The 12,707-nt window shown below is 66.8% G+C and carries 13 protein-coding genes; 8 read left to right on the forward strand and 5 right to left on the reverse strand.

Annotated elements, in window-relative coordinates:
* The first annotated feature begins 66 nt into the window (after positions 1 to 66).
* Positions 67 to 1,014, forward strand: coding sequence for a fumarylacetoacetate hydrolase family protein (locus tag PIGHUM_RS14990; RefSeq protein ID WP_124080366.1), 948 nt, complete (start codon positions 67 to 69; stop codon positions 1,012 to 1,014).
* Positions 1,015 to 1,084: 70 nt separating this feature from the next.
* Entirely contained in the window at positions 1,085 to 2,089 is a 1,005-nt protein-coding gene (locus tag PIGHUM_RS14995; RefSeq protein ID WP_246013205.1) for a Bug family tripartite tricarboxylate transporter substrate binding protein, read from the forward strand.
* A gap of 13 nt (positions 2,090 to 2,102) precedes the next feature.
* On the opposite strand, the gene PIGHUM_RS15000 is transcribed toward PIGHUM_RS14995, so the two are convergent.
* Entirely contained in the window at positions 2,103 to 2,768 is a 666-nt protein-coding gene (locus tag PIGHUM_RS15000; RefSeq protein WP_124080367.1) for a GntR family transcriptional regulator, read from the reverse strand.
* A 54-nt stretch (positions 2,769 to 2,822) separates the two neighbouring features.
* Positions 2,823 to 3,620 (reverse strand): IclR family transcriptional regulator, encoded by a 798-nt coding sequence (locus PIGHUM_RS15005; protein ID WP_124080368.1) that lies wholly within the window; start codon positions 3,618 to 3,620, stop codon positions 2,823 to 2,825.
* A 127-nt stretch (positions 3,621 to 3,747) separates the two neighbouring features.
* Here PIGHUM_RS15005 and PIGHUM_RS15010 point away from each other — a divergent pair, with 127 nt between their 5' ends.
* Positions 3,748 to 4,719 carry a Bug family tripartite tricarboxylate transporter substrate binding protein gene (locus PIGHUM_RS15010; RefSeq protein WP_160142287.1) on the forward strand — a complete coding sequence of 324 codons (972 nt, stop codon included), beginning with the start codon at positions 3,748 to 3,750 and terminating at the stop codon, positions 4,717 to 4,719.
* A 69-nt stretch (positions 4,720 to 4,788) separates the two neighbouring features.
* Complete coding sequence (locus PIGHUM_RS15015) at positions 4,789 to 5,994, forward strand: FAD-dependent monooxygenase (RefSeq protein WP_124080370.1); 1,206 nt, start codon at positions 4,789 to 4,791, stop codon at positions 5,992 to 5,994.
* A gap of 63 nt (positions 5,995 to 6,057) precedes the next feature.
* Here the strand turns inward: PIGHUM_RS15015 and PIGHUM_RS15020 are convergent, their stop codons facing one another.
* Positions 6,058 to 6,534 (reverse strand): hemerythrin domain-containing protein, encoded by a 477-nt coding sequence (locus PIGHUM_RS15020; protein WP_124080371.1) that lies wholly within the window; start codon positions 6,532 to 6,534, stop codon positions 6,058 to 6,060.
* Positions 6,535 to 6,716: 182 nt separating this feature from the next.
* Positions 6,717 to 7,796, reverse strand: coding sequence for a flavodoxin family protein (locus PIGHUM_RS15025; RefSeq protein WP_124080372.1), 1,080 nt, complete (start codon positions 7,794 to 7,796; stop codon positions 6,717 to 6,719).
* 286 nt (positions 7,797 to 8,082) lie between these two features.
* On the opposite strand from PIGHUM_RS15025, the gene PIGHUM_RS15030 reads away from it, so the two are divergent.
* Positions 8,083 to 8,772: a glycosyltransferase family protein gene (locus tag PIGHUM_RS15030; protein ID WP_124080373.1), complete on the forward strand. Its 690-nt coding sequence runs from the start codon at positions 8,083 to 8,085 to the stop codon at positions 8,770 to 8,772.
* Here PIGHUM_RS15030 and PIGHUM_RS15035 read toward each other — a convergent pair.
* Positions 8,769 to 9,533: a membrane-anchored protein gene (locus PIGHUM_RS15035; protein WP_124080374.1), complete on the reverse strand. Its 765-nt coding sequence runs from the start codon at positions 9,531 to 9,533 to the stop codon at positions 8,769 to 8,771. The two genes, PIGHUM_RS15030 and PIGHUM_RS15035, sit on opposite strands and share 4 nt — an antisense overlap.
* A gap of 109 nt (positions 9,534 to 9,642) precedes the next feature.
* On the opposite strand from PIGHUM_RS15035, the gene PIGHUM_RS15040 reads away from it, so the two are divergent.
* The 3 genes from PIGHUM_RS15040 (at position 9,643) to PIGHUM_RS15050 (ending at position 12,706) form a co-directional block, all read left to right on the forward strand.
* Positions 9,643 to 10,599: a hypothetical protein gene (locus PIGHUM_RS15040; protein ID WP_124080375.1), complete on the forward strand. Its 957-nt coding sequence runs from the start codon at positions 9,643 to 9,645 to the stop codon at positions 10,597 to 10,599.
* A 14-nt stretch (positions 10,600 to 10,613) separates the two neighbouring features.
* Positions 10,614 to 11,480: a glycosyl transferase gene (locus PIGHUM_RS15045; RefSeq protein ID WP_124080376.1), complete on the forward strand. Its 867-nt coding sequence runs from the start codon at positions 10,614 to 10,616 to the stop codon at positions 11,478 to 11,480.
* A 170-nt stretch (positions 11,481 to 11,650) separates the two neighbouring features.
* Positions 11,651 to 12,706: a glycosyltransferase family 9 protein gene (locus tag PIGHUM_RS15050; protein WP_124080377.1), complete on the forward strand. Its 1,056-nt coding sequence runs from the start codon at positions 11,651 to 11,653 to the stop codon at positions 12,704 to 12,706.
* The last annotated feature ends 1 nt before the right edge of the window (position 12,707 follow it).

The raw sequence follows: 12,707 nt of genomic DNA on the forward strand, positions 1-12,707 counted from the left end.
AGTTGAATTCAATTGAATTCCGGAATAGGATGAGCCGGGTCGATAATTTGATGAGGCCCTTTTCGCATGAGACTCGCCACCTTTTCCGTCCCCGCCGAATCTTCCGCCGCCCGCGTCGGCGTGCTGTGCGAGGGCGGCATGCTCGACCTGGCGCGCTGCGCGGCTGCCGTGGAGCCGGCGGAAGACGCTTTCGCGCACTCGATGCGCGCGCTGCTGGAGCAGGGCGATGACGGCCTGGCGCGCGCGCGGCGCCTGCTCGATGCGGCGGCGCGCGACGCCGCGCTGCGCGGGCGCCATTCCTACGCCCTGGAAGATGTCCGGCTGCTGCCGCCGCTGCCCGACGCGGAGAAGTTCTTGTGCGTGGGCAAGAACTACCGCACCCACCTCGCCGAGCTCAAGCGCACCGATCTGATCAAGGAGCTGCCCGAGGAGCCCACCGGCTTCATCAAGCTCAACGCCTGCCTGGTCGGCCAGGATGCCGAGGTTGAGCGGCCGGTGGACGTGCCGCGCCTGGACTACGAGCCCGAGCTGGTGTTCGTGATCGGCAAGCCCGCCTACCGCGCGCGCCGCGAGGACGCCTTCGATTACGTGGCCGGCATTACCATCCTGAACGACCTGACCTGCCGCGATACGCAAAAGCGCGAGGTGGCTTCGGGATCGCGCTTCTGGACCGCCAAGAACGCGCCCGGGTTCGGCCCGCTGGGGCCGTACATCATCACGATGGATGAAGTGCGCGACGTGTACGACATCTGGGTGACGTGCAGCGTCAACGGCGAGGAGCGCATGCGCGTCAATACTTCCGACCAGATCTGGAAGCTGCCGGACATCATCGAGCATTTCTCGCGGCTGTTGCCGCTCAAGCCGGGCGACATGTTTTCCACCGGCGCGCCCGGCGGCGTGGCGGTGGGCAAGCCCAATGCCGAGGAGCTGTTCCTGAAGCCGGGCGACGTCGTGGAGTGCGCGTTCGAGGAGCCCGCTATGGCCTTGCGCACGCGCATCGTGGCGGCGCGCTGAACTTTCCGGGCGCAGTCCCGGAACAACGAGCGCCGCTGCTGGCGGCTGTTTTCATCGGAGGAGACATATCGTGAAATCTACAATCGATTCGAGCCGTTCGCGGTCCCGGCAAGAGCGCGCGCCGAGCGCGGCGCGCCGCGCGGCCTGCGTGGCGGCGGTGTTGCTGCCCTTGGCCATGCTGCCAGCGCACGCCCAGGCGCAGGCCTTTCCATCGCGGCCGGTGACGATCGTCGTGCCGTTCCCGCCGGGGGGCGGCGCCGATACCTTGGCGCGGATTCTCGGCGCGCACCTGACCAAGGTCTGGAAAACACAGGTGATCGTCGACAACCGGCCGGGCGCCAGCGGGCATATCGGGGCCAACTACGTGGCGCGCGCGGCGGCCGACGGCTATACCCTGATGATGAGTTCGACCGCGTCGCTCGACAAGAAGAACGTCGGGCAGTTCGCGCCGATTTCGCTGGTATCGGCCTCGGCCTACGTGGTGGTGGTCAATCCCAATTTGGGCATCGATACGATCAAGGAACTGGTCGCCAAGGCCAAGGCCGAGCCGGGCAAGCTGACCTACGGCTCTTCAGGCGTCGGCGCGGCCTCGCACCTGTCCGTGGAGCTGTTCAAGGAGGTCGCCGGCATCGAGATGATGCACGTGCCTTACAAGGGCACCGGCCAGGCCGTGACGGACCTGCTCGGCGGCACGCTGAGCCTGATGTTCGCGCCCGCCCAGACCGTGATGGGCTACGTCGATACCGGCCGTTTGAAAGCGCTCGCGGTGACGAGCGCGGAGCGCTCCAAGGCGCTGCCCAAGCTGCCTACCGTGGCCGAGGCGGGCGTGCCGGGTTACGCCGCCGTGGGCTGGTTCGGCTTGCTCGCGCCGGCCGGCACGCCGCCCGCCGTCGTGACCAAGCTCAATACGGATGTGAACGCCGCGCTGCGGGATCCCGAGATCGTCAAGCAGATGATGGAGCATGGCGCCGAGCCTTCTCTCACCACGCCGACCGAGTTCGGGACGTTCATCCGCGCGGAACTGGAACAGTGGACCCGGCTGATCGACAAGCTGGGCATCGTCGTGGGCGGTTGAGAGCCGGCGGCGGTCAGCTTCGCTGCTGATTGAGCAGGTAGCTGACGCGGGCGCGCTGCCCGCCGGTCAGGTGCCGCATCATGACCGCGCGCGCGCCTTCGGCGTCGTGCGCGGCGATGCGTTCGACCAGCTCGGTATGTTCGGCATAGGCGTCCAGCAGGCGCTTGGGGTCGCTGGCCGTGGCCGGCCCCAGCAGGATCATCGGCGTTTGCAGCGCGCTGAGCGTGCTGATGACGTAGCGGTTGTGCGCGGTGCGGTACAGCGCGTTGTGGAAGCGCCGGTTGTGGCGCTCCCGTTCAATGGGGTCGTCCAGCACGGAACGCTCGAAAGCGATCATTTCTCGCAGTACGTCGATCTCGGCATCGGTGGCGTTCTTGGCCGCCATGCCGACGGCCGCCGGTTCGAGGACGAAGCGCAGCGCATAGAGTTCGTTCACCATCTGGTGATCGAGTTCCGCGATCACCCGGCCGAGATAGGGCTGGTGCACGATCAGGCCGTCGGTCTCGAGCCAGGCGATGGCTTCGCGCACAGGCGTGCGGCTGATGGCGAGCTGGTCGGCCAGCGCGTTCACGCTGACACGGTCGCCCGGCTTGAGGGCGCCGGTCTCGATGGCTTCCTGCAGTTGCCGGTAGGCGGCTTGGCCCAGCGATTCAGGCCTTCTTTCTGGAACGTGCGGCATCGGTTTGACTGCTCGATCGGATAGGTGGAATTGTACGATCCTACCCTGGCAACGCTATCTCCGCCCGCCGCCCAGCCGCTTCGACAACTCCTCTGCGACCTCCCTCAGTTTCCTGCCGATTTCTTCCATGGCCCCGGCCTCCTGCCGCTCGGGCCCGATGGTCGTGACCGCCGCGCAGATATGCCCGGTCTGGTCGAACACCGGCGCCGCCGCCGCGGCGAAACCGCCCGCCATGGACGGATCCGTCTGCGCCCAGCCCGCGGCCCGGACGGAGGCGGCGATCTCGTCGATGCCGGCGTTGCGGATGCGGGCATCGAAGCTGCCGGCCAGGCTCAGGCTCGCGGCCCGTTCCTGTTCGATGAGGGCGCCGGTCTGTTCCGCCGGCAGCCAGGATAGGAACACCCGGCCGGTCGCCGTGCTGAGCACCGGCAGGACGTTGCCCACGCGTATGCCCATGGGACCGTACTGGGCGCCGTCGATGTGGAAGACGATGGTCGGGCCGCGGTTGCCCCATACCGCGAGCGAGGCGGAGTTGCGGGTCTGGTCGCGCAGCTGGGTCAGCAGGTCTTTGGCTCGTTCGACGAGGCTGGACTGGCGCAGCGCGGCGCCGCCCAACTGCACGGCGAAGGGGCCGAGCCCGTAGCGGCCGGTAGCGGGGTCCTGTTCGGCGACGCCTTCGTATACGAAGCTGGCCAGATACAGGTAGGCGTTGCTGGGCGGCATGCCGACGCCGGCGGCGATGTCGCGCAGCGGCAGCTTTTCTCCCGATTGCTCCAGCAGCCGCAGGATCCTGAATCCGACTTCGATCGACTTGATGCGCCGCGGCTCGCGGGGGGATTTGGGGGGCGGCATGGTGAATTCACGCAGTGCGTGCGGGTTGACACGCGTAGTGTAGTCATATAATTTGTTTATACATTATATCATTAAATTATACATTGTATAAATTCAAGTTGAACCCGTTACGCAGATGGATGGAGACATGAAGAGTCTTGGACGCAGTTTCGTAGTGGCAATGGGCATGTGCCTGTCGGCGGGCGCCGCAGTAGCGGCTTATCCGGAGCGGCCGATCCGCCTCATCGTGCCGTTTGCCCCCGGCGGCGTGGCCGATGCCACGGCCAGGCTGATCGCGATGGAGCTGTCGAGCAGCCTGGGGCAGTCGGTGATCGTCGAGAACCGGGCAGGCGGCGCGGCCATTATCGGCACGTCGGCGGTGGCCAAGGCCGCGCCCGATGGCTACACGCTCCTGCTGGGCAGCACGAATATTTCCACCAATCCGGCCCTGTACAAAAAGCTGCCCTACGACACCGACAAAGACCTGGCGCCGGTAGCGCTGGCGGTGGTGGTCCCCGGCGTCATCGTGACGCATCCCTCGGTGCCTGCCCGGAACATGAGCGAACTGGCGGCGTACGCGCGCAAGCATCCCGACAAGCTGAGCTATGCATCGGTGGGCATAGGGAGCTTCTCGCATCTGGCGGTCGAGCGGCTGGGGCAGCAGATGTCGATCAGCATGGTGCACGTACCCTACAAGGGATACGCGCCGGCCGTCATGTCGGTGATGAGCGGCGAGTCCGATCTGCTGATCAGCGATCTGCAGGGCGCGTTGTCGTATGTGAAGAGCGGCAAGTTGAATGCGCTGGCCGTGACCGGCGTCAAGCGCCTGGACGTGCTGCCCGACGTTCCCACCGCCCAGGAACAAGGCATCAAGCAGTACGAAGCGGTCGGCTGGCTGGGCGTCATGGCGCCCCGGGGCACGCCGCCGGAGATCATCGCGCGCCTGAATGCCGAGATCAACAAGGCCATGGGCAAGCCGGACACGGCCAAGCGCTACGTCGAGCAGGGCTCGGAGACTTTCAATGGCGGGCCCGATGCTTTCCAGCGTTTCCTGGACGACAACAGGAAGGGCTGGGAGCAGGTCATCCGGGCCGCGAACATCCGCGTGGACGAGCCTTGAAGCCAGGCCGCACGCTCGGCTCCAACATGCCTCCCGGCGGGAGGCGTCGATCCCTTGATTGGAAGAATCATGCAAGCTAGTACATCACGCCGTCCGCTGCGCATCGCGATCGCCGGGGCGGGCATAGGAGGACTGACCGCCGCGGCGGCGCTGCACCAGCGCGGCTTCGACGTCCAGGTCTACGAACGCGCAGCGAGCCTGGGCGAAGTCGGCGCGGGGCTGCAGATGGCGCCCAACGCCGTCAAGGTCGTGCGCGCCCTGGGCCTGGAAGACGAATTCAGGAAGTTCGCGCCCGAGCCTTCGGTGAGGCTGTCGCTGACCTGGGACAGCGGCGCCGTGCGCGAGCGGGTCCCCATGAGAGAAGCCATGCGCCGCCAATACGGCGCCAGCTATCACACCGCGCACCGGGCCGACCTGCATGCGCTGCTGGCGTCGCGCGTCCCCGAAAGGGCCATCCATACCGGGGCCGAATGCGTGGGCGTGGAGCAGACGGCGTCCGGAGCCGTACTGCGCCTGGCGGGCGGCCGCGACGTCGAGGCCGACGTGGTCATCGGCGCCGACGGCATCCATTCCCGTGTGGCCCGCCAGTTGTTCGGCGAACGCGAGGCGCGTTTCACCAACCAGATCTGCTGGCGCATCATCCTGCCCATGGACGAACTGCGCGCCGCGGCGTCTTCGCTGCCGGTCCCCATGGACGGCAGCGAGTACACCGGCTGGCTGGGGCCGTCGGGACACGTGCTGTTCTATCCGCTGCGGGGCGGCGAACTGCTCAACATCTTCGCCGGACGCGTGTCGAGCGACGACTGGGCCGAGGAAAACTGGGCGGTGCCCAGCGACATCGGCGAAATGCTGACGGCCTATGCGGGATGGCATCCGGCCATGCTGCAGATGCTGTCGCGTGCGCAGGAGGTCTACAAATGGGGCATCCGCGACCGCGACCCGCTGGCCGCCTGGGTGCAAGGCAGGATCGCGCTGCTGGGGGACGCGGCGCATCCGATGATGCCCACCCTGGCCCAGGGCGCGGCCATCTCCATGGAGGACGGCTACGCGCTGGCGCACTATATCGATCGCGGGCGGGACGACCCGTTGGCTGCGCTCGCGGCCTACGAGCGGGAACGCCAGCCCCGCGCTTCCAAAGTGCAGCGCCAGGCGCGCGATCAGTTCCGCAACAATCAGCTGAACCCGCCTCCGCTGCCGCTGCCTGTGGACTGGATTTACGGCTACGACGTGGCCACGCTGCCTGATGCCTCGATGCAGCCGGCCCACGCATCGTAAGACCCGGCGCGGCAGCCGCCGCCGCGCCGGCCATCGTGGAATGGTAGGCGCGGCGCGACCGGGTCAGGCGAGCGCGGTCTCCATCAATTCCTCCCGCCGCGCGGCCATCTCTTCGGCCAGTTCTTTCAGATCGATTTTCTTGGCGATGACCTTGGGGAAGAGCTCTTCCTCTTCTTCCGAAACATGGTGCGCGATGTATTCGCTCAGCACCTTGACCTTGGCCTCGAACAGCTCGTCGGCCGTGCCGGCGCGCTGGATCTGCGCGATGAGGTCCTTGGCCGACGCATGTTCGACCTTGGCTTCGTCCAGCAGATCCGCGAACTTCTCCCCGCCGTCCGCGCGGATCTTGGGATAGAAGAGCTCTTCCTCTATCTGCGTGTGGACTTCCAGCGCCTGACAGACTTCCATCGCGATCTGCTTTTTTTCCTGCATGCCGCGCACGCTTTCGAACTGCTTGAAGAGCCGCTTGGCATGGCGATGATCGTCCAGCAGCAGGCTCAGGGCGGCGCGCTGTTCGACGGGGATCGTGGACTTGTTCATGTGATGCTCCATAACTGTCGAGTCGAGGATGGGGGCAGGCGGCGACGGTAATGGCCGTGTGCATGCGATGGCAGGACAGCAAGCGCCGTACCCGCCGCAAGCCGGGCCCGCAGGCCTGCTCGGCGCCGCGGATGCCTGGCTGCGCATGCGTCACGTATCCGCCTTGCGACGGCTTTTGCCTCTTATTTCTGCCTGGGCGATTCCAGCCCCTCGTCGGGCACGGCGAGCCGCCCCGCCCGCAGCGCGTCCACCGCCCGGCACATTGCCCGGCCGACGTTGCGGGTTTCTTCCTGCACGCCTTCGTCCCGGTCCAGGGCTTGGTGGCTGGTCGCATAGGGCTCGTAGTAGCCGATGTAGCGGTCCAGCCGTCCGCTGGCGCCGGCCGCGATCAGCCCCATCCAGTCGAGCCAGTCGGCCAGCGCCCGGCGCTGTCCTTCGATGCCGGCCACGTCGCCATGCACCACGAGCCCGTAGACGCGCCCGGCCAGGTGCTTGGGATACGGCCAGCCCTGCATTTCGAGGGCCTTGGCCTTGGCGGGATCCTTGCCCGAGGTGGAGGTGGGGTCCGGATTGCCGCCGTCGGCGCAGACGAGGCGGTCGATCATGAGTTTGAGCGAGCTGGTCGATTGATACCAGTAGGTGGGCGTGACGATGACGACGCCGTGGGCGGCGGCCCAGCGCTCGTAGATCTCGTTCATCCAGTCGTTGGACTGCCCGAGCGCGTGGTTGGGGTAGCAGCTACAGGGCCAGTGGCACAGCGGCATGGCGGTGGACACGCAGCCTTTGCAGGGATGGATGATGCGCTGGTATTCGGAGGCGAGCCGGCTGAGATCGAGCACGTCGGGCGCGATGCCGCCGGCTTCGAGCTCGGCGCGCACGATCTGCGCGAGCCGCCAGGATTTGGATATCTCCCCGGGACAGGTGCCGTCGTTGCGGGTCGCGCCGACGATGAGGAGCACGCGCGACGGCGTGGCGGGGTCGCGCTGCCGGCGCTGCGCGGCCTCGATGCGGTCGCGCGCGTCGCGCCATTCGACGGAGAGGTCGTATTGCGGGTCGGCATGGCCCGGGCCGGCTTTTTCGGTGATGGGGGCTTTGCGGCCTTCGCAGTAGGCGTCCCATGCGATGGCCTCGAGCCGCGCGATGGCGGCATCCTCGCCGCGGAAGGCGGGATCGTAGAAGCGGCGCAGAAAGCGCGCGCGGAAGTCTTCCCGCGCCATCGGGCCGGGCGATTGGCCTTTGCGGACTTCGGGCGTGTCGGGCATGGCGGAGTCTCCGGACGATCGGGCCGTTGGAACGGGGCGCTTCGCGCGGCTGTAGGCCGACACACGATCGCCACCCGAACGATTCTGCCTGCCTTGCGCGCGACCATAGCCCGCCGCGCGAACCGGTTGCCACTCTCACGCGTGGTCACATTCCCGGCCGGGTTTTGCCGCCATGTCGGCCTTACAATTTTTTCGCCCGCTACAGATGAGCAGGCAAGGCTCCCGCGACAGGCGTACCGGGGCAGATCAGCGCAGCACTCCGCACGGAAGCCAGGCACCCCGCACCATGATTGAAACCGCTCGTATCTTCATCGGCTTCGACAGCCAGGAAGCCGTCGCTTACCACGTGCTCTGCCAAAGCATCCTGGAGCGTAGCTCCATTCCGGTGTCCTTCACTCCTGTTGCCTTGAACACCCTGCATCGCGTTTTCCGGCGCGAGCGCAACGCGCTGCAATCGACCGAATTTTCTTTCTCGCGCTTCCTGGTGCCCTACCTGAGCGGCTACCAAGGCTGGTCGCTGTTCATCGACTGCGACATGCTGGCGCGCGCCGACATCGCCGAACTCTGGTCGCTGCGCGACGAGCGCTTTGCCGCTATGTGCGTCAAGCACGACTACGTGCCCATCGGGGAACGCAAGTTCCTGGGCCAGGTGCAGACCCGGTATCGGAAGAAGAACTGGTCCAGCGTGGTGCTGTTCAACAACGGGAAATGCCGCCGGCTGGACCCGGACTACGTGAATACCGCCACCGGCCTGGAACTTCACCAGTTCAAGTGGCTGGAGTCCGACGAGCTGATCGGCGAACTGCCGGCCGCCTGGAATTGGCTGGTCAACGAGTACGCGCCGAGGCCGGATGCCCGGCTGGTCCACTTTACCGACGGCGGGCCGTATTTCGAGGAATACCGGAAGGACGACTACGCGGACGAGTGGTTTGCCGCGCGCGATCGGCTCCTGTACGTCCGGCAGCAGTCCGGCTAGGAGCCGGACTGGCGAGCGGCTGCGTATCGGCGCGCGTGTTCGCCGGTCCACAAGGGAATGCCGGTCGCATCGGCGACTTCCGGATCGGCGGTGTAGATTGGCCGTCCCGCGGCGAGCAGGCGCTGCAGCACGACGCTGTCCATGTGGACGTGCAGCCTTTCCATCCCGGTGTCGTTGTAGGCATGGCCGGCCGAGCCGGGGTCGATGCCGGTGAGGATGACCGCCGGGGCGCCATGGTGGAGGGCGAAGAGCACAGCGTTGATGCCGTTGGAGCATTTGGACGGCGCATCGATCTCCAGCGTGAGCATGCCGGCCACCCTGTCCAGCAAGGCCATGCGCTCGTAGCGGTCGACGATGTACAGGTCGTCGTAGCCGTAGTCGAAGGCCGCCAGGCCGCGCTCCAGGCGCTCGCGCTCGTTCTTGCGCCAGAGCAGCAGGTAGAGGGCGCGGGTGCGCTGTCCGCGCAGCACGCGCCGGACTTCGCGCGGGTTGTAGGCAGTGCCTTCGATCTGGTTGAACATCATCATGGTGATGTCGGGGACCGCGATGCCCCAACGCGCGGTCGCCGATTGTGAACCGTTGATGGTGATGGTGCAGTAGGTGTCGTCGAGCCCGTCAGGCCGGTGCGAGACCGGCGCGGAACCCACCACGACCGCGGGACCCTGGAAGCCGCGGAGCAGGGGAGGCGGAGCGGGCCGCTTCAGGCGGTACTTGATCCAGCGATAAATACGTTTTTTTGCATTTGTAATCGGATTGCTCATGTTCGGCGGCCGCTTCGCGGCGTGGGATGGGCGATGGCCCATTATGATCGAAGGCATGGTAGCCCCGGCAGCGCGATGCCCCGGCTTGGTCATGAATACGATTTGCACTATGTCCGTTTCCCGCCGCTTCGCCAACACCGCGTTCAAGCTGCTCTACCGCTACGGGCGCGGCCCGCGCTATCGCCACAACGAGCGCTTGTGGCCGCACGTGGCGGTAGGCCGGGACGGTGCCGGCAACCTGTCCGGCTATGCCTACCGCCGCCAGCCGCTGCCGCTGGCCAATGCGCAGGTGGAGCGCGGCTGCGCGCACGGCACCGGCCACATCATCGCCAGCGGGCCGTCGATCAACGAGATCGACTATCGCCGCTTGAGGCTGTCGCACGTCATGGGCGTCAACGGCGCGATCGCGCTGGCCGAGCGCCATCCGGTGCGCTTCGACTACTACTGCTTCAACGATACGGGGTTCGTGCGCGCGCGTCCGGAACTGGTCCGCCGCATCGTCTCGACGGAGTTGCTGCTGTTCACCACGCCGCTATGCCTGTGGCACGTGCTGCAGCAAATGCCGGCCGAGGCGCTGCGATGCCGGTTGTTCCTGATCGAGAATCCGCAGCGCCGCGCGCTGTTGCCGGCGCGCACCATGGAAGAAGTGCGGCACGATCATGCCGACGACGAACTGGCCGTGTTCGACGCCGGCCGCGCGCTGGGATTCAGCCGGGACATACGCAAGGGCGTCTTCGACGTCGGCACCGTGGCCTACACGGCTTTGCAGATCATGGCCTGGCTGGGGTTTTCGCAGATCGTGCTGCACGGCGTCGACCTGAACAATGCCGCCGGCGCGGCGCGGTTCTACGAGGCTCCCGGCGACAGCCTGCCGACGACGCTGGACCTCTACCTGCCCGACCACATCCTGCCTTCGTTCACGCAGGCCGCGGCGCTGCTGCGTGCATCGGGCGTGGAAATCGTCAATTTGTCGCCGCAGGGCGCATTGGCCTGCGAGCCGTTCCGCCAGCTCGACTGGCGGGCACTGGCGCCGGGCGGCGCCGCGGCCTTCGCACCAGCCACTTGAAACCGAGGCAAGCCATGGAAGACCGGATCAAGCTCTTCGTCGGATGCGATCCGAACGACTGCGATCTCGAACAAATGATGGTGCTCGAATACAGCGCGCGCAAGCATAGCTCGCTGCCTATCGACATCGAATGGATGCGTCTGACCCGCGATCCGTCCAGCTTCTGGTATGCGGACCCCGAGCGCGGGCTGGGCTGGCGCACGGAAACCTGGGCCACGCCTTTCTCGGGTTTCCGCTGGGGCGTGCCGGCATTCTGCGGCTACCAGGGACGCGCCATCTATATGGACGCCGACATGGTCGTGCTGTGCGACCTGGCCGAGCTCTGGCGCATGCCCTTCGGCCCCGGCAAGGTCTTGACGGGCAAGGGGCGCAAGACGTCCTGGCGCTTCTGCGTGTCGGTGTGGGATTGCGCCGCCGCCCAGGCCGAACTGCCGGCCATCGAAGAATTGCGCGCCGATCCCGATGCGCACCAGCGCATGATGCGGCACTTCACCGGCCATGCCGGACAACTGATCGAGCCCATGCACTCCGACTACAACAATATCGACGGCGAGGAGAAAGCGCGCCACGCCATTCGCATCCTGCACTACTCCGACATGGGGACGCAGTTCACCCACAAGTACGCCTTTCCGCGGCTGGCGCGTGAAGGCCGCGAGCACTGGTTCGACGGCAAGGTGCTGCCGCATCCGCGCGCCGATCTTGCCGAGCTGTTCGACCGCTACTACCGGGAAGCGCTGGCCGCCGGCTACGACCTGGACCGCTATCGCGCGGCGCAGCCGTTCGGAGCATTCGCCAAGGCGTCCCAGCGCGATTACGAAGGCAACCGCCGCACCCGCAAACGTTCGTTCTGGTCGCTGTTGGGACTCGGCGCGAAGCATTGATGTTTCCAGCTGTTGCGCCCCGCCGCGGGGCGTGCGGAGCGAAGCGCCGCGCCATGGCCGATGCGCATGGTTGAGCAGTGCCGGACGGCCGATGCTTGGTTACGAACTGCATGCGTTGCGCCGGGATGCGCATGCTATTTAAACCTGAGGTCACTTCATTATGAGATGACATGTCGGGTACTCCCACCTCTCCTTCCCACCCCATCGAGCAAGACTGGACCGTCGCGTTCGTGATGTCCCGCCGTATCGGCGATACGCTCGTCTCGATGGTGCTGGTCAACAACCTGATGCGCCATGGCATAGCGGTCACGGTGTTCAGCAGGCACCTGGACGCCATGCGCGAGTGGTTTCCCGGCGTCGACATCCGGCCCGAATTGGGCGCCGCACAGGCGCGCGGCGAACTTTCGCGCTACGACCTCGTGCTGCACGCCTACGCGAACGACGTCGTGGGCGATACGCGCGCCTGGCACCCGCGGGCGTGGGTGATGGACCACTGGCCGACCTATCGCCAGGTCAAGCCCATGGTAGACATCCAGCTCGACGTCTGTCGCGACTGCTTCGGGCTTGCCGATCCCACCCGGGACAACGGCCTGGTCGTGCCGCTGGGCGCCGCGGGCGTGGTCATCCGCAACCGGGTGATCATCCATCCCACGGCCAGCGACCTCCACAAGCAGTGGCTGCCGGTCCGTTTCCTCGCGTTGGCGCGGCGCCTGCGCAAACAGGGCTACGAGCCGTGGTTCGTGGTCGCTCCTTGCGAGCGTGCCGATTGGCACTGGATCGAGGCGCAGGGCGAGCGGCTGGTTGCGTACGCATCGCTGGCCGACGTGGCCGCCTGGCTTGCGACCGCGGGTGTTTTCGTCGGCAATGATTCGGGCCTGGCGCACCTGGCCTCCAACGTGGGCGTGCCGGCCGTCTCGCTCGCCTTGCGGCCGCGCATCGCGCTGCGCTGGCGGCCGGGCTGGGCTCCCGCTCTGGCGATCACCGCGCCGCCCCTGATGCCCGGGCGCTGGCTGCGCGAGGTCTCCTGGAAATATCTGCTGCCGGTCTCATGCGTGGCTACGGCAGTCGAGCGGCTGCGGCTGCGGATGGCGCAGACCGCGCGCGCCTTCGGTCCGGAGCCTGCGCCGGTCGAGGCGCCATTGGCGCGCACAAAGCCCGCCCGCACCCGGCCGCCTATGCTGTCCGTGCCGGACACGCTGGCGGATCCGCGTACGCGCACGCATTGAG

Origin of the sequence: Pigmentiphaga humi (assembly GCF_900606115.1) — a bacterium.
GTDB classification, from domain to species: Bacteria; Pseudomonadota; Gammaproteobacteria; order Burkholderiales; family Burkholderiaceae_B; genus Pigmentiphaga; species Pigmentiphaga humi.